15 protein-coding genes are annotated in these 16105 nt (G+C 67.5%); 10 read left to right on the forward strand and 5 right to left on the reverse strand.

The window, feature by feature from the left end; genetic code table 11:
• A partial coding sequence (locus LQD00_RS00005) for a transposase (RefSeq protein ID WP_232715064.1) occupies nt 1-402 on the forward strand: 402 nt, incomplete at its 5' end.
• Between the two features lie 379 nt (nt 403-781).
• On the opposite strand, the gene LQD00_RS00010 is transcribed toward LQD00_RS00005, so the two are convergent.
• Nucleotides 782-2071 carry a polysaccharide biosynthesis protein gene (locus LQD00_RS00010; protein WP_232715066.1) on the reverse strand — a complete coding sequence of 430 codons (1290 nt, stop codon included), beginning with the start codon at nt 2069-2071 and terminating at the stop codon, nt 782-784.
• Nucleotides 2072-2079: 8 nt separating this feature from the next.
• A complete protein-coding gene (locus LQD00_RS00015; protein WP_232715067.1) occupies nt 2080-3447 on the reverse strand; it encodes a M1 family metallopeptidase in 1368 nt (455 codons plus the stop codon).
• Nucleotides 3448-3665: 218 nt separating this feature from the next.
• Here LQD00_RS00015 and LQD00_RS00020 point away from each other — a divergent pair, with 218 nt between their 5' ends.
• On the forward strand, nt 3666-4094 hold the full coding sequence (locus tag LQD00_RS00020; RefSeq protein WP_006356906.1) for a DoxX family protein: 429 nt from the start codon (nt 3666-3668) through the stop codon (nt 4092-4094).
• Between the two features lie 136 nt (nt 4095-4230).
• On the opposite strand, the gene LQD00_RS00025 is transcribed toward LQD00_RS00020, so the two are convergent.
• A complete protein-coding gene (locus tag LQD00_RS00025; protein ID WP_232715101.1) occupies nt 4231-4803 on the reverse strand; it encodes a hypothetical protein in 573 nt (190 codons plus the stop codon).
• A gap of 109 nt (nt 4804-4912) precedes the next feature.
• On the opposite strand from LQD00_RS00025, the gene LQD00_RS00030 reads away from it, so the two are divergent.
• Nucleotides 4913-5407, forward strand: coding sequence for a DUF5709 domain-containing protein (locus LQD00_RS00030; protein WP_232715069.1), 495 nt, complete (start codon nt 4913-4915; stop codon nt 5405-5407).
• Nucleotides 5408-5515: 108 nt separating this feature from the next.
• Here LQD00_RS00030 and LQD00_RS00035 read toward each other — a convergent pair whose 3' ends face one another.
• Nucleotides 5516-6265: a Clp protease N-terminal domain-containing protein gene (locus LQD00_RS00035; protein ID WP_232715071.1), complete on the reverse strand. Its 750-nt coding sequence runs from the start codon at nt 6263-6265 to the stop codon at nt 5516-5518.
• A 180-nt stretch (nt 6266-6445) separates the two neighbouring features.
• Between LQD00_RS00035 and egtB the strand changes: the two genes are divergently transcribed.
• Both egtB and egtD read left to right on the forward strand, forming a co-directional pair.
• Complete coding sequence (gene egtB / locus LQD00_RS00040; protein ID WP_232715073.1) at nt 6446-7747, forward strand: ergothioneine biosynthesis protein EgtB; 1302 nt, start codon at nt 6446-6448, stop codon at nt 7745-7747.
• A complete protein-coding gene (gene egtD, locus LQD00_RS00045) occupies nt 7744-8679 on the forward strand; it encodes an L-histidine N(alpha)-methyltransferase (protein WP_232715074.1) in 936 nt (311 codons plus the stop codon). The genes egtB and egtD overlap by 4 nt, the downstream gene beginning before the upstream one ends.
• Before the next feature lie 6 nt (nt 8680-8685).
• Here the strand turns inward: egtD and LQD00_RS00050 are convergent, their stop codons facing one another.
• A complete protein-coding gene (locus tag LQD00_RS00050; RefSeq protein ID WP_232715075.1) occupies nt 8686-9741 on the reverse strand; it encodes an LLM class flavin-dependent oxidoreductase in 1056 nt (351 codons plus the stop codon).
• A gap of 213 nt (nt 9742-9954) precedes the next feature.
• Between LQD00_RS00050 and LQD00_RS00055 the strand changes: the two genes are divergently transcribed.
• The 5 genes from LQD00_RS00055 to LQD00_RS00075 are packed head-to-tail and all read left to right on the forward strand — an operon-like array spanning nt 9955 to nt 16087.
• The gene (locus tag LQD00_RS00055) at nt 9955-10344 is read left to right on the forward strand and encodes an SHOCT domain-containing protein (RefSeq protein ID WP_232715077.1); all 390 of its coding nucleotides are present in this window, start codon (nt 9955-9957) and stop codon (nt 10342-10344) included.
• 47 nt (nt 10345-10391) lie between these two features.
• Nucleotides 10392-11375, forward strand: a complete 984-nt coding sequence (locus LQD00_RS00060; RefSeq protein WP_232715078.1) for an ABC transporter permease — start codon at nt 10392-10394, stop codon at nt 11373-11375.
• Between the two features lies 1 nt (nt 11376).
• Nucleotides 11377-12375 (forward strand): ABC transporter permease, encoded by a 999-nt coding sequence (locus tag LQD00_RS00065; RefSeq protein ID WP_232715080.1) that lies wholly within the window; start codon nt 11377-11379, stop codon nt 12373-12375.
• Nucleotides 12372-14438, forward strand: a complete 2067-nt coding sequence (locus tag LQD00_RS00070) for a dipeptide ABC transporter ATP-binding protein (RefSeq protein ID WP_232715081.1) — start codon at nt 12372-12374, stop codon at nt 14436-14438. Before LQD00_RS00065 ends, LQD00_RS00070 begins: the two co-directional genes overlap by 4 nt.
• The gene (locus LQD00_RS00075) at nt 14411-16087 is read left to right on the forward strand and encodes an ABC transporter family substrate-binding protein (protein ID WP_269784465.1); all 1677 of its coding nucleotides are present in this window, start codon (nt 14411-14413) and stop codon (nt 16085-16087) included. Before LQD00_RS00070 ends, LQD00_RS00075 begins: the two co-directional genes overlap by 28 nt.
• The last annotated feature ends 18 nt before the right edge of the window (nt 16088-16105 follow it).

Here is a 16105-nt window from a genome sequence, read left to right on the forward strand (position 1 = left end):
CCCGGCGTCACCGCGGTCTCGGTCGCGGCGATCCTCGCCGAAACCGGTGACCTGTCCCGCTTTGATTCCGCACGGGCAGTGGTCAAACACGCCGGCCTGTGCCCGCGTGAGAACTCCTCGGGCAGCTACCAGGGCACAACCACCATCAGCGGACGCGGGCGGCCCCGCCTACGAACCGCCGCCTGGCGCGCGGCGTTCGGCGCGCTGCGACACAACCCGGTCTACGCCGCCCGCTACCAACACCTGACCACCCGCACCCACAACCGACTGCAACCCAACCAGGCCTATGTGGCCATCGCCGCTGCTTTGCTACGCCAGCTGCACGTGGTGATCACCACCGCCACTCCCTGGGACCCGACCCTGGCCGGCGCACCCCAGCCCGCGGAGGTGAGCGCCGCCTGAACCGAAAACCCCACCGACCGGGACAAGCTCGCCGCACCTAGGGCACAACCCGCGCCTGAGCCTGAGCAGTCCCACCCGGCGCGACCCGAGCTCGGATGAAGGCTGTTGGGTAGCAACCCGTTTGACCGCTAGGTAGAGCCCGCGCCCGGCACGACCCCGGCCGCCCAACCACCACCAGCACCCGCACCCGGACCGCCCACCCAGGCCGCCCGGCAACACCCACACGCCCACACCCCACCACAGGACCCATTGACACAAACCCTCATAGGCTGCTCAGGCAGCAGAGCTGGGCGCGTTGCGTTCTTTCGGATCAATGAGCGTGAATCGGGTGCGCTCGTCGCACCTCAGGGAGGGAGAGGGGCCTCGTTGCTTGCGCTCCTCAGGGAGCGATCGGCCGCCGCAGCACCCCGACCAGGTGCACGCAGAGGCCGACGAGAGGGCCGACGACGAGGGCGACGCAGGTGCGGACCTCGACGTGGGCCGGGATCAGCAGCATGCCGACGGCGACGAGCGTGGCGACCCACCACCCGGCCGCGTACCAGCGGTGGGCGCCCGCGGCGATCGTGGCGGCGCCGGTGACGGTCAGCAGGGCGAGGCACGTGGCACCGGCGGTGAGGAGTGCGACGACGTAACCGTCGAGGTCGAAGTCGGCGCCGAAGATCGAGCGCAACAGCCACGGTCCGACGGCCCACGCAGCCACGACCCCGACCCCGCCGATCACTCCGACGATGCCCAGCGGAGCGATCAGCGCGGCGACTCGCCGATCCCGTCGGTCGACGAACCGTGAGATCAACACGCCCTGAAAGCTGTTGAGCGGCACCAGCAGCGGTGCGCGGGTGAGCGTCACCGCCAGGATCAGTGCGCCGATGACCCGGGCTTCGTCGGCGTCGGGGGTGCCGCGCAGGTTCGCGGTCAGGTTGATCAGCACCGGGAAACCCATCACCAGGACGGCACTCGCCGCGGCGGCGGCCATCGCGGTCAGGGTGTTGGCAGTGAGACGGCGCGGTGGTACGTCGCCGCCGATCCCGACCGCGCGCCGGGCCGCCGACGAACCGAGCAGCAGCAGACACCACGACACGGAACCGATGACGGTGATGACCAGGAAGGCAGTGGTGCCCCAGCCGGCGGCCACCGCGAGGACGGCACCGGCCAGGCGGATCAGCGCGTCGACCGACAGCAACACCGCGAACGACGACCAGCTCAGCATCCCGGACAACGCGCCGCACAGGTGCGCGTACACCGCGAAGCTCGCCACCCCGACCGACAGCAGGGCCACCGACAGCCAACGTTGATCGGTGAACACCTCGCCGCTCCACAGCGGTGAGGTCGCGGCCACGAGAGCGGCCAGACCGACGCCGATCCCGACGTTCACGACCACCGGTCGCGACCGGACGATGCCGTCGGAGGCCGCGCGCACGGCACGCGTCGTCTCCTGCAGCTGACCGTTCTGCGCACCGGTGACGAGGCCATAGGCCGCCCAGAACACCGCGAAGACGCCGTATCCGATCGCGCCGAGATGTCGTGCGGCCAGCAGCAGCACGAGATAGCCCGACGCGGCGGCGATGAGCGTCGCGATCGTCACGCGTCCCAGGGACCGCGCGTCGGTGTCGGTTCCCCCGGCCGCACCGGAAGGGGTGTCCGGCGTCGGAGCCGGCCTGTCCGTCGTCACGGGATGCCTCAGGACGGAGTGGGGAACGGTGGCAGCGCGGGGGCGAACAGCCAGGCGTCCCACAGGTCCTTGAGCGGTTCCGACGAGTGGTTGGCGGCCAGCGAGATGAAGTCCTCGGTGGTCACCGACCCGTACCGATACTTCTCGGTCCACCGGCGCAGCAGTGCGAAGAAGTCACCGTCACCGATCCGCAGGCGCAGGGCGTGCAGCGTCAGTGCGCCACGCTTGTAGACCCAGTCGTCGAACATCTTGCGCGGGGTGGGATCGGCGAGCGGCACCTTCACCGGCGCCGCGTCGAGCTTCTCGTAGTAGTGGCGGGCCCATTCGTCGGCGCTACGGCCACCGGACCGCTGGCTCCACAGCCACTCGGCGTAGCAGGCGAATCCCTCGTGCAGCCAGATGTCGCGCCAGCGAGCGGCGGTCACCGAGTTGCCGAACCATTGATGGGCCAGTTCGTGGGCGATGAGCCGGTCGGCGTCGCGGCTGCCGTCGCAGTGATTGGCGCCGAAGGTCGAGAAACTCTGTGCCTCGATGGGGATTTCGAGTTCGTCGTCGGTGACGACGACGGTGTACTGCGGGAACGGATACGGCCCGAACATCTCGATGAACGCCGAGATCATGTCCATCTGCGGGCCGAAATCGATCCCGAAGTTCTCCTCGAGACGGGAGGGGATGAGCCCGGTGACCGGAAAGGGATTGCCGGCCAACGAGATCTGCTTGTACTGGCCGATCTGGATCGACGCGAGGTAGGTGGGCATCGGCTCCACCTGCTGGTACACCCAGGTGGTCTGCGCGGCGCGGACCCGCTTGGACTCCAGCACGCCGTTCGCGAGTGCGTGGTACGGGCTGTCGGTGGTGATCGAGATCCGGTACGGCGCTTTGGCACTCGGATGGTCGTCGCACGGGAACCACGACGCCGCCCCGTTGGGTTGGTTGGCGCACAGCGAACCGTCGGTCAGTTCCTCCCAGCCCACCTCACCCCACGGGCCGCGGATCGGTCGGGGACTGCCGTGATAGCGGACGGTGATCGTCATCGCGCCGCCCGGCGGCACCGGGGTGTCGGGCGTGATGGTGAGTTTGTTGCGCCGATGGCTGTAGCGGGCGCGCTTGGCGTTGACCGTGACCCGCTGCACGGACATCGAGCCCGCGAGATCGAGGGTGAAGCGCTTGAGTTCCCGCAACGACGTCGCGGTCAGGACGGCGGTGCCGTCGAGGCGATTGCTCGCAACCTTGTACTCGAGTTCGAGGTCGTAGCGGGAGACCCGGAAGCCGAGATTCCCGTTGTCCGGCAGGTACGGATCGAGGACGTCCGACGGCGCGCCCAGGACGGGCTGCCCGGTGTTTCCTCGCGACCCCAGGCCAGACTTTCCCGGCACTCTCGACTCCTACTCCGTTCTGCCGTATGGCATGTTCGCCGGCGGTCGGGTGCCGTGGCCCCGGGGCGCCGGTACGGTGCTTTTTGGGTCACGACGCGGTTGCGTTTGATGACTCGATTTCGGCGTAACACCCGCGACGAGGTGATGTCGTCGCGGACACTGTGAGAGTACCTGGCGGCGGGGATCCGGGCCCGCCCGACGATGCGAGGAGCAGGGTTATGAGCGGATTCGGCAGTGTCGCGCAGTTTCTCGCGCGACTGATACTCGGCATCATCTTCATCGCCCACGGCTGGCAGAAGCTGGTGACGCAGGGGATGGATGCCACGAAGGTGGCCTTCGGTCCGGCCGGCATGGACGTGCCGTATCCCGATCTCGCCGCGTACTACGCGACGTGGGTGGAACTGGTCGGCGGCATCCTGCTGATCCTGGGCCTGTTGCTGCCCATCGTCGCCACGCTGCTGATCGCGGACATGATCGGTGCGATCGTGTTCGTGCACTGGGATGCGGGATTCTGGAACGCCGACAGCGGATACGAATGGCCGCTGGCACTGATCGCCGGTCTCCTGGCGGTCGGCTTCACCTCGGCGGGACGTGCGGCCGCGGACAGCTACATCATGCGAAGGCGGCGTCGAACCGACGTGGTCTGAGGTTCGCAGAGCAAGGCTCGTCGACGCGCAGGATCGCCACCTCTGGACGGCCGCGCCTTCACCGGTGCAGCCGGAGTGGAGGTGGCGATTCTCGTCGGCAGAGGCAGAGGCAGAGGCAGAGGCAGAGGCAGGTGCTTCAGGCGAACGCGAGGCCGTCGATCGTGGCCGAACTCCGCGATGCGGTGTCGTTGTCGGCGAGCTCTGCCACCAGGCGCGCGATCTCGGTGCGTTCCTCGTCGGCGTGGTGCAGACCCACCCCGTCGATCTCGCCGGGGGTGAGGATTTCCAGGGGATCGGTGTCGTGCCGGTGGATCACCGCCGCACCGAGAAGGCGCTGTGCCTGACCGGGATCGATGTCCCAGCAGGCGTCGGCGGTCATCAGGTAGAGACGGACGGCCGGCGGATAGTCGTGCAGGTTCACGAGCGCCCAGGCCCAGTGCTTGGCGACGTCGACGGTGTCGGCCTCCCCGCGACCGTGGGTGCGCACGTACTTGCCGTGCAGCTCGCTGCAGAGGTAGTTGGCGTCGGTCCACAACTGCAGGTGCGACATGCAGCGGACGCAGTCGTGCAGATTGGACAGGTATTTCGTCGAGTACGGTCCCTCGCGTCGTGCCCTGACCTCGCGAAGGACGGAGAATGCGGCGAGCGCATGCTCGTATTCGCCCGCGGAGAGGAGAGCTTCGGCCTCGACCTGCAATTCCTCGATCATCTTCGTCATTCTGGTCGATTTCGCCCACGGTCACCGGCGTATTGACCGAACTGGGACAACCCGCGCCGATCCCTGGCACAGGCCTCGACTGGCTGGCATCGTGGCAAGGATGAAGGACGACATCGGCAGCACCCCCGAAGGCTCCGACGGCGAATACAGCCTCGACGAGGACGATCAGCTCCAGCCGGAGGACACCCTGGTCGACCGCGGGGTCGACGACGTCCTCGACGAGGGTTATTCACCGCCCGACCACCGGCCCAAGGGTGCTGTCCACGGGTTGACCGCCCAGGAGCAACGCGAGGGTGAGAGCCTCGACGAGCGACTGGCCGAGGAGGAGCCCGACGTCGGTGAGGTCGATCCGCTCGACGAGATCACCGCCGACGAGCGTGCGAAGAAGGACTGGCGCGCACACGATTCCGACCGGAGCGACGAGTTCGACGAGGACGACGAGGTCGGTGACCGACGAGCCGGTCGGCTGATCGCGCCGGACGAGGGTTCGGGTATCGACACCGAACCCGAGGCCGTCGCCGCCGACGCGGGCATCGACGGCGCGGGCGCCTCGGCCGAAGAGGCCGCGGTGCACTACATCTCCGATCAGGAGTAGGGGGACCTCGATACGGCCCTCGGGCCTACTCGGCCGGCGGGTTGGGGGCCTCGATACGGCCCTCGGGCCCACTCGGCCGGCGGGTTGGGGCCTCGGGTGGCCCCCGGCCTATTCGGCCGGCGGGGCGAACTGCGCGAGAGTGTCGACGATCTTGTCCCGGATCGCGGTCTTGTCGAGCCCCAGGCCCGTGAGTGCGTCGGCCACCGAGTCGTCGGCGAACAGTCCGAGCAGCAGGTGTTCGGTGCCGACGTAGTTGTGTCCGAGATCGACGGCGACGCCGACGGTTGCCTCGAGGACCGCCTTGGCCGCGTCGTCGTAGGGCACAACGGTCGACGCCTCTGATTCCGGGATGTCCCGCGGCGCCGGGACGAGCGGTGCCACGGCTTGTGCGAACGCCTCGGCGTCGACTCCGAACTCCCGCAGCACCACGAAGACCAGGGCCTGCGGATCGTCGGTCATCGCCGCGGCCACGTGCCCGGGGGTCACGAATTCGGCCCGGTCCGCGGCCGCTGCGCCGTTGGCGGCCATCAGGACGTTCGCTGCGCGGGGCGTGAACCGCGAGAACGGGTTCGACTCGTCGGTCGGTCCGCCCGCGGCATCGCCGGCGGCCGACACCCGGTCCACGAACCGCTTCTGAGCTGCCTGTTTGCTGACCCCCATGCTGCTTCCGATCGCCGTCCATGACGCGCCGGATCGGCGGGCCTGGTCGACGAAGTGGCCGATCAGGCTGTCGGCGACCTCGTCGAGGTGGGCTGCGGCGAGCACCGCGTCGGACAGTTGGTCGAGCGGGTCGTCGTGCACCTTGCGGATCGCGGCGATCAGGTCGTCGAGACGAACGGGAACGGAGTTCTGTGCCATGCGTCAACCGTAGGTTGACGGCACCCCTGGCGTCAACCCTCGGTTGACGACGACTTCGTCCGGGGGTCGGATGCAAGGCTGACCATCGTTGACAGCGACGGAAACCGTCGTGACGATGGATGCGGAGATCCGCCGAAGACGCCGCCGCACACTTTTTCGTTTGCCACGGGAGGCTTTCCAGTGAGCATCACCGAACCCACTGTCCGTCCCGACTCGCGATCAGACGCGGCATCCCCGGGTGCCGAGCCCCCGGGAGCGGCCGCGGACGGTTCCGACATCGTCCGCCGCTTCCTCGATGTGCGGTCGCAGACAGACGCTCTCGCCGACCGGCTCTCGCCGGAGGACCAGACGCCGCAGTCGATGACCGAGGCGAGCCCCGCGAAATGGCATCGGGCGCATGTCACCTGGTTCTTCGAGGAGTTCATCCTCCGCCGGGACCCGGACTACGCGGTCTACGACGAGACGTTCCGCTACCTGTTCAACAGCTATTACGAGACCGTGGGAGAACGGCACCCGCGTCCCGATCGCGGCCTCGTGACCCGACCGGGCGTGCGCGACGTGACGCGGTATCGCGAACACGTCGACGCGGCGATGGTCGCGGCCCTCGAGTCCGGCCGACTCGACGACGCCGCGCTCGGCCTGGTCGAACTCGGCTGCAATCACGAACAGCAGCACCAGGAACTGCTGCTCATGGACATCAAGCACCTGTTCTCGACGCACGCGTTCGGTCCGGTCTATATCGACCGTGAACCGGACGCGCCCGGGGAGGTCGCGCCGATCCGATGGCGCGAGTTCACCGGCGGTGTGCACGAGATCGGTGCTGTCGGAAGTGGATTCTCCTACGACAACGAGGGGCCCAGGCACCGCGTGTACCTCGAGGATTTCACGGTGTCCGACCGCCTCGTCACCAACGCCGACTGGCTGGAGTTCATGGCGGACGACGGATACCGACGTCACGAGTTCTGGCTCTCCGATGGGTGGGCCACGGTCAACCGAACAGGCTGGCGTGCACCGGGTTACTGGCGCGAAGAAGACGGCGGGTGGACGACCTTCACACTGTCCGGACGCCGGCCCGTCGTGCCCGATGAGCCGGTGACCCACGTGTCGTTCTACGAGGCCGACGCGTATGCACGCTGGGCCGGCGCACGCCTCCCCACCGAATTCGAGTGGGAGGTCGCCGCGGGAACACTCGGCGACGCACGTGGACAGCTCCTCGACCCCGACCGCTGCCATCCGGGTCGAGCCGGTTCGGCGATGGTCGGTGACGTCTGGGAGTGGACGGCCAGCGCGTACCTGCCCTACCCGGGATTCGTCCCGGCGAACGGTGCGGTGGGCGAGTACAACGGCAAGTTCATGTCCGACCAGCACGTGTTGCGCGGCGCGAGCGCGGTGACCCCGGTCGGCCACGAGCGGATCACCTATCGCAACTTCTTCCCGGCCGCGTCGCGGTGGGTGTTCTCGGGACTGCGGCTCGCCCGATGACTCTTGCCGCGGACGCACTTTCGGGGTTGTGGCAGGACCCGCCGACGCTGCCCACCAAGTGGCTCTACGACGAGCGCGGGAGCAAGCTCTTCGACGAGATCACCCGGCTGCCCGAGTATTACCCGACGCGTCGTGAGACCGCGATCCTGCGCGCACGTTCGGCCGAGATCGCCGCGGCCACACAGGCACAGGTGATGGTCGAACTGGGTTCGGGCACCTCCACCAAGACCCGGCTGCTGCTCGACGCCTTCAGCGCCGCCACACCCGACACCGAGCGATTCACCTACGTGCCGGTCGACGTCAGCACCGAGATGCTCACGACCACGGCCGACGTGTTGTCCGCCGACTACCCGGGCATCGACGTCGTCCCGGTGGTCGCGGACTTCACCGAACCCGATCTGCGTCTGCCTGATGCCGACGGTCCTCGCCTCGCGGTGTTCCTCGGCGGCACCATCGGGAACTTCGATCCCGACGCGCGGCAGGCGTTCTACCAGGGCCTGGCGAAAGCGCTCTCGCCCGGTGACTTCTTCCTGCTCGGCACCGACCTCGTCAAGGACACCGGCCGTCTCGTCGCCGCCTATGACGACAAAGCCGGTGTGACAGCCGATTTCAACCGCAACCTCATCGAGGTCCTGCGGACCGGGCTCGACGCCAGCGGCCTGTACGCCGACGACTTCGAACACATCGCGCGGTGGAACCCGGGCGAACACCGCATCGAGATGTGGCTCCGTGCCCGCCGGGACATCGCCGCGTACTTCGAGGTGCTGGGCCGGGCGTGGCGGCTTCCCGCAGGTACCGAGATCCACACCGAGATCAGCACGAAATTCGAGCCCGACGCGCTGCGCGACGAACTCGAATCCGCCGGATTGCAGGTGGTCACCGTGTGGACCGACCCCGCCGGGGATTTCGCGCTCACGCTCAGCCGGCGCTGAGGCCGCTCACCCCTCGGCGAGCAGTTCCCGCACCCGCGGGATGACCTTCGTGCCGTAGAGCTCGACGCTGCGCATCAGCTGGGCATGACCCAGGGTGCCGTGGGAGTACTTCATGTCGAAGCGACTCAGGCCGAGGCCCTTCGCCGTCGAGACGATCTTGCGGGCGACGGTTTCCGGCGACCCGACGAACAGTGCACCGTCGGGTCCGGTGGATCGCTCGAAGTCGAAGCGGCTGGGCGGTGGCCACCCTCGTTCGCGGCCGATTCGTGCCACGTATCCCCGGTAGTGCGGCCACAACTCCTCGCGTGCCTGCTCGTCGGTGTCGGCGATGTGTCCCGGGCAGTGGACGCCGACCGGCAGGGCGTCCTTCTCCAGGTCGGTGAGGGCGCGGTGGTAGAGGTCGACGTAGGGGCGGAAGCGGAGGGGATCGCCGCCGATGATGGCCAGCATCAGCGGGAGTCCGTACGACGCTGCGCGCACCACGGATTCGGGGCTGCCGCCCACTGCGATCCACGTGGGCAACGGAGGGTTCTCCAGCTGCGGGAACACGGGCTGTGCCCGCAACGGGCCGCGCGTCGAACCCGACCAGGTGACGGGTTTGCCGGTACGCAGTTCGGCGAAGAGCGAGAGTTTGTCGGTGAACAGCTCTTCGTAATCGGAGAGGTCGTAGCCGAAGAGAGGGAACGACTCGGTGAACGAGCCGCGGCCGAGGATCACCTCGGCACGGCCCGAGGAGAGCGCGTCGACGGTCGAGAACCGCTGGAACACACGGATCGGGTCGTCGGAGCTAAGGACGGTCACGGCCGAGCCGAGGCGCATCCGACTCGTGCGTGCGGCGACGGCGCCCAGGACGACCTCGGGGGCGGACACGGAGTAGTCCGCGCGGTGATGTTCGCCGACACCGAGGAAGTCGACGCCGACCTCGTCGGCCAGGATCGCCTGGTCGAGCACATCGCGCAGGGTCTGCGCGTCGGAGAGAGGGGTGCCGTCGGGGGCGGCGGTGATGTCGCCGAAGGTGTCCAAGCCCAGTTCGAGTTCATGCCCGGCCGTAGGTGATTCCATTGCGTCTCTCTGTTCGTCCGGTTCTTCTGCGAGTCGAAGCCGTTATGGGACACATTCTCATATGCGGAAATGGTGTGCCGCCGCGTCGTGCTATTAGTTCTCACGGCCACTTTGGCCTGACAGAGCAGTGCCGAGGGTATTGCTGTGCCATGCTTCTATCCGTCAGGGGGCCATTGTGAAGTGGTCCTTTTCTTCTAGAAAGAGGAGACCTTCATGTGGGACTCATTCTGGGATTTCATCTGGTACACCATCGTCATCTTCGCGTTCGTCGCGTACCTGATCGTCCTGTGGCACATCATCACCGACCTGTTCCGTGACAAGAAGGCGTCGGGCTGGCAGAAGGCGGCCTGGGTGGTCTTCCTGATCGTCTTCCCGTACCTCACCGCCATCGTGTACCTGCTGGCGAAGGGCAAGGGCATGGCCGAGCGTCAGCGCGAGGCCTACAGCGAGGCCAAGCAGGCCTCCGACGAGTACATCAAGTCGGTCGCGGGAACCTCTCCGACCCAGCAGATCACCGAAGCGAAGGCTCTCCTGGACTCCGGTGCCATCACGCCCGAGGAGTTCGAGCACCTGAAGTCAAAGGCTCTCGGCGGAGCGGCCTGAGGCACGGTACGGTCGTCACACCGACCTGACGACGACCTGGAGCCGCGGTGATCGGATACCTGTGTAAACGCATCGCGGCCTGGGCTGTCCTCGTCTTCCTCGCAACCAATCTGACCTATTTCCTGGCCACCTGGTTCCTCGACCCCCGATCCAATTACGCCGCCCGACGACCCCCGTTGCCGGAGAGCGTCGTCGACGCCACGCTGTCCTCCCACAACCTCAACGACAAGACCCCGCTGGTCGAGCGTTGGTGGAACTGGCTGACCGGCGTGGTGCTGCACTGGGATTGGGGGTCGACGCCGGTCGGTGAGAGCGTGAACAGCGAGATCGGTTTCCGGCTCGTCTCCTCGGTGCAGCTCCTCGCTGCCGCCACCGTCATCTCCACCCTGCTGGGTATCGCCCTGGGCGTCTACACCGCGCTCCGACAGTACAAACTCGCCGACCGTGCGTGGCAGTTCATCTCGATCGCGATGATCAACCTGCCGGTTCCCGTTGTCGGCCTGGGCATCGTGCTCGTCGCCATCTCACTCAATCAGACTCTCGGGCACAGCGTCGTCTACGTCTCCGGGGCATCCAGCGTGGGGGTCGAGGGATTCTTCCCGGTGCTGTTGGACCGCATCCAGCACCTCATCCTCCCGACGATCACCCTGGTCGTGATCCAGTACGCGGGACTGCATCTCCTCCAGCGGTCGATGGTGCTCGACACCATCAACGCCGACTACGTTCGCACCGCACGTGCAAAGGGACTCACCCGCGGTGTGGCGGTACGACGACATGGGTTGCGCACGGCCATCATCCCGGTGGCCGTCGGCATCGCCTTCGCGATCCCCGCGGTGTTCACCGGCGCAGTCCTCACCGAGACCATCTTCGGTTGGGAGGGGATGGGCAGGTACTTCGTCACCTCCATCAACACCAACGACATCCACGGGGTCGTCGCCGTCGCCGCGTTCGGTGCCCTGGCCACCGCCGTCGGCGCGATCCTCGCCGACCTCGCCGTGGTCTACCTCGATCCGAGAGTGCGGGTGAGCTGAGATGGCGATGCTGCCGCCGGAACCGCGCGGGCCGCAGTCCGGACACCTCGACGCGACCGCCCCGATCATGGGTGAGACCGGCGGTGTCCTCGACGAATCGGACACCGCTTCGGCGCCACTGGCCCGGCGACGCGGCGGCCGGGTCGAGATCTTCGCGAAACGATACGCGCGCAACCGGTCCGCGCTGCTGGGTCTGGCCATCTTCGTCCTACTCGTGCTCTTCGCCGTCTTCGGCGGATTGTTCACCGCCTACTCCTACACCGACACCGATTTCCTGGCGATCGGTTTCCCGCCGTCGACCCACGGGGCCGAAGGCGCCCACTGGTTCGGCACCAACGACGCCGGCAACGACCTGTATGCGCAGGTGGTGCACGGACTCCAGCGCTCGCTGACCATCGCCCTGGTCGTGTCGATCGGGACGACCGCGATCGCGGCATTCCTCGGCGGCCTGGCCGCCTACTTCGGCGGCTGGGTGCAGCGCGTCGTCCTGGGCGTCGTCTACCTGCTCCTCGTGGTGCCGACGTTCCTCATCCTCGCCCTGGTCTCCAACAACACCGGCGGTGACTGGCGGTGGCTGATCGTCGTGCTCATCGCGTTCGGCTGGATGATGTTGGCGCGCGTGATCCATTCGCTGGCGCTGACCGTCCGCGAGCGCGACTACATCGCCGCCGCACAGTATCTGGGCGTATCCCCGGTCAAGATCATCCTCCGGCACATCCTGCCCAACATCGCTTCGTTACTGGTCGTCAACTTCGCCCTCGGCGTCGTGGCCACGGTGCTCGCCGAGACCGGGCTGTCGTTCCTCGGGTTCGGCGTGAAGATCCCCGACGTCACCCTCGGCTCCTTGCTGCAGGCGGGTGCCGGGACGCTGGCCGCGTCGCCGTGGCTGTTCTGGTTCCCCGCGGCCGCGCTGGCACTCCTCACGGTCTCGATGGCGCTCATCGCCGACGGCCTGCGCGACGCCTTCGACCCGACCTCGCGTGGAGGTGCCCGTCGATGACGAATCCCGATGCGGTGCTGGCGGTCCGGGATCTGAGAGTGGACTTCGGTAGCGAGGCAGGCACGGTGGAGGCCGTCCGCGGTCTCGACGTCGACCTGCGGGCCGGCCGGACCACCGCCATCGTCGGTGAATCCGGGTCGGGGAAATCGGTGTCGGCTCTGGCGGTTCTGGGGCTGCTGCCGGACACCGCACGCGTCAGCGGATCGGTCGCGCTACGGAACCGAGAACTGATCGGGTTGTCGGACAAGGAGATGTCCGCGGTCCGGGGTTCGGAGATCGCCATGGTCTTCCAGGATCCGTTGTCGTCGTTGACCCCGGTGTTCACCGTGGGAGCGCAGATCTCCGAGGCGCTGCGGGCCCATCAGTCCATCACCGCCAAGCAGGCCTGGTCGCGGTCGGTCGAACTGCTCGACCTGGTCGGGATCGGTGATCCGCAGCGACGCGCCAGAGCCTTTCCGCACGAGTTGTCCGGCGGGATGCGCCAACGCGTGATGATCGCGATCGCGATCGCCAACGACCCGTCGGTGATCATCGCCGACGAACCGACCACCGCGCTCGACGTGACCATCCAGGCGCAGATCCTCGACGTGCTCGCCACCGCCCGACGCGAGACCGGCGCCGCGATGCTGCTCATCACGCACGATCTCGGCGTCGTCGCCGGGCAGGCCGACGACGTCGTGGTGATGTACGCCGGCCGGGCGGTCGAGACCGCCGACGTCGACACGCTGTTCGGCGGACCGCGGATGCCGTACACGATCGGATTGCTGGGAGCGGTGCCGCGGGTGGACCGCCGGACCGATGCGCTCATCCCCATCCCGGGAACGCCTCCGGTTCTCATCGACGTGCAGAACCGCTGTCAGTTCGCACCACGGTGTCCCGTCGCGATCGACGACTGCCGCCGGAGCGAACCGGAACCGGTGGAGGTGACCGGCGACCACCGGGTTGCGTGTATCCGAATGGGGGAGATCGACGTCGACGGTCGGATCGGCGGCGAGCCGGTGTTCCCGCCGCCCGACGTGCCGGCGGCATCGACCGCAGCCGTCGACCGGCAGGAACGGCCAACCGTTCTCGATGTGGTGGGTATGACCAAGGTCTTCCCGCTGACGAGCGGTTTCCTCAAGCGTCGGGTGGGTTCGGTGCGGGCGGTCAACGGGATCAGCTTCGACATCCGGCGCGGCGAGTCGATGGCCCTCGTCGGAGAGTCGGGCAGCGGCAAGTCGACGACGCTGTTGGAGATCATGGACTTCGCGCAACCCGAGGGCGTCGTCCGGATCGGCGGGGTGGACCCGGCGGCGGTCAGGTCACGCGAGGCCCGCGCGCTGCGACAGAAGACGTCGATCGTCTTCCAGGATCCGTCGGATGCGCTCGACCCGCGGTTCACTGCCTTCGACATCATCGCCGAACCGCTTCGCGCGCTGGGGGTCTCGAAAGCGGAGACCGAACAGAAGGTCACGGGCCTCATGCGGCGCGTCGGACTGGATCCCGTTCACGCCGACCGTTTCCCCGCCGCCTTCTCCGGCGGCCAGCGACAACGTCTCGCGATCGCGCGAGCACTCGCCACCGACCCCGACCTGATCGTCCTCGACGAGCCGCTGTCGGCCCTCGACGTCTCGGTGCAGGCGGACGTCGTCAACCTGATCCGTCGCCTGCAGGCCGACGGTGATGTGGCGTATCTGGTTGTCGCCCACGATCTCTCCGTGGTCCGGCATCTGGCCGATCGCGTCGCGGTGATGTATCTGGGTTCGATCGTGGAGTCCGGACCCACCGAGGCGGTCTTCGCCGAACCCGCGCATCCCTACACCCGGGCACTCTTGTCGGCGGTGCCCGTTCCGAACCCGCGCGTCGAGCGGCAGCGACAGCGCATCGTCCTGACCGGTGAACAACCCAGCGCGACTGACGAGATGGTCGGATGCAGTTTCACCAACCGTTGTCCGTTGCATGCGCAGCTCGACGAGGAACGCCGTGCACGTTGCCGGACGGTGATCCCCGAACTCCGCCCGGCCGCGGAGGGTGACACGGCGGATCACCGGGCCGCATGCCATTTCCTGGAGGTGGAGCGGTGAGGCGCTGTGCGAGGCTGATCGCGGCGGTCGCGATGACCGTCGCCTGTGTGACCGGTTGCGGTGCTGCGCTGGACACCGGTGCAGTCGCGACTGAGGGCGCTTCTCTCAATCCGCAGCCCCGGGAGAACCTCGAGGACGGCGGCAGCCTCACGACGGCCCTCACCGAGGTGTCCCCGCAGTGGAACACCTTCCATGCCGACGGCACCGCATACACCCTGGCCCTGTGGCGTTGGTACAACCCGGTGCTCGCCTACTTCTCACCGGACGGGCAGTACGCACCCAATCCCGACTACCTCACCGACGTCCGTACCGAGACCGTCGGCCGGGACACCGTGGTCACCTACACCGTCAACCCGAAGGCCTTCTTCAACGACGGCATACCGATCGACTACCGCGCTTTTGTCGAGACCTGGCGCACGAGCCGGGGCGTCGACGATCGCTACCTCGTCAGTTCCACCGACGGGTACAGCCAGATCGCCTCGGTCACCCGCGGTGCCGACGACCGTGAGGTCATCGTCCGCTTCGACGGCGTCTACGCCTGGCCCGAGGGTCTGTTCAACGTCGTGCTCCATCCGAAGGCCGCAGCCCCCGACGTCTACAACGAGGGTTATGTCCGGAAGCCGCATCCCGAATGGGGCGCCGGGCCGTTCACGATCGCCTCGTACGACGCCGACAACGGGACCGTCGTCTTCGAACGAAATCCCAAGTGGTGGGGACAACCCGGCAAACTCGACCGACGGATCTTCCGGCAGATGGAGCCCCAGGCGGCGCTCAACGCCTTCCAGAACGGTGAGATCGACGCGACCGGGGTCGCGGCCAAGGATGCACGTGCGCGGGTCCTCACGATGAACGGGATCGACATCCGGACCGCCGCGTCACCGCAGCAGGCGCTGCTCGTCCTGAACCTCGATGCGCCGATCCTCTCCGACCGGACCGTCCGGCAGGCGGTGTTCGCCGCGATCGACCGGGACACGCTCGCGCGCATCAGGTTCACGGGACTCAACTACACCGAGAAGCTCCCGGGGTCGTTGTCGCTGTACCCCTTCCAGCCCGGGTACGAGGACAACCTGGCGGGTGTGGTGTCCTATGACCCCGGCAGAGCCGTCGAGTTGCTGGAGGGCGTCGGGTGGCGCACGGGGGACGACGGTGTGCGCCGCAAGGACGGCAAACGGCTGTCGCTGGTGTTGCCCAACGTCGGCGACGACGCGACCACGCTCAACCTGTCACGTGCACTGCAGGCGATCCTGGGCAAGGTCGGGATCGAGCTGACTGTGCAGCAGCGTCCCTCGGCAGACTTCTCGGCCGTCGTCGTCAACAAGGAATTCGACCTGTTCATGATGGGCTTCTCGTCGAGCGACCCGTTCGGCATGGCCTACTTCTGTCAGGTCTGGTGCAGCGACTCGCAATTCAACCCTGCCGGCGCCGGATCCCCGGAACTCGACGCCCAGATTCGGGCGATGTCGAGGATCGGCGACCCGATGGCCCAGATCGCGGCTGGGAACCGGATCGAACGCGAGGCCTTCGCCCAGTTCTCCAACCTCCCGCTGTTCAACGGCCCGTCCATGGTCGCGGTGAAGGAAGGCCTCGCCAATTACGGCGCCGGGCAGTTCTACGTCGGTCCCGTCGAGGACATCGGCTGGGAGAAGTAGGTCTGCGCCTACCCTCCC

This window comes from Gordonia metallireducens (assembly GCF_021245825.1).
GTDB classification, from domain to species: domain Bacteria; phylum Actinomycetota; class Actinomycetes; order Mycobacteriales; family Mycobacteriaceae; genus Gordonia; species Gordonia namibiensis.

Bases quoted from the DNA above. Each gene is read 5' to 3' on its own strand.
- LQD00_RS00050 (WP_232715075.1), bottom strand. From the start codon at position 9,741: ATGGAATCACCTACGGCCGGGCATGAACTCGAACTGGGCTTGGACACC.
- LQD00_RS00025 (WP_232715101.1), bottom strand. From the start codon at position 4,803: ATGATCGAGGAATTGCAGGTCGAGGCCGAAGCTCTCCTCTCCGCGGGC.
- LQD00_RS00070 (WP_232715081.1), top strand. From the start codon at position 12,372: ATGACGAATCCCGATGCGGTGCTGGCGGTCCGGGATCTGAGAGTGGAC.
- egtD (WP_232715074.1), top strand. From the start codon at position 7,744: ATGACTCTTGCCGCGGACGCACTTTCGGGGTTGTGGCAGGACCCGCCG.
- LQD00_RS00075 (WP_269784465.1), top strand. From the start codon at position 14,411: ATGCCATTTCCTGGAGGTGGAGCGGTGAGGCGCTGTGCGAGGCTGATC.
- LQD00_RS00030 (WP_232715069.1), top strand. From the start codon at position 4,913: ATGAAGGACGACATCGGCAGCACCCCCGAAGGCTCCGACGGCGAATAC.
- LQD00_RS00055 (WP_232715077.1), top strand. From the start codon at position 9,955: ATGTGGGACTCATTCTGGGATTTCATCTGGTACACCATCGTCATCTTC.
- LQD00_RS00035 (WP_232715071.1), bottom strand. From the start codon at position 6,265: ATGGCACAGAACTCCGTTCCCGTTCGTCTCGACGACCTGATCGCCGCG.
- LQD00_RS00065 (WP_232715080.1), top strand. From the start codon at position 11,377: ATGGCGATGCTGCCGCCGGAACCGCGCGGGCCGCAGTCCGGACACCTC.
- LQD00_RS00020 (WP_006356906.1), top strand. From the start codon at position 3,666: ATGAGCGGATTCGGCAGTGTCGCGCAGTTTCTCGCGCGACTGATACTC.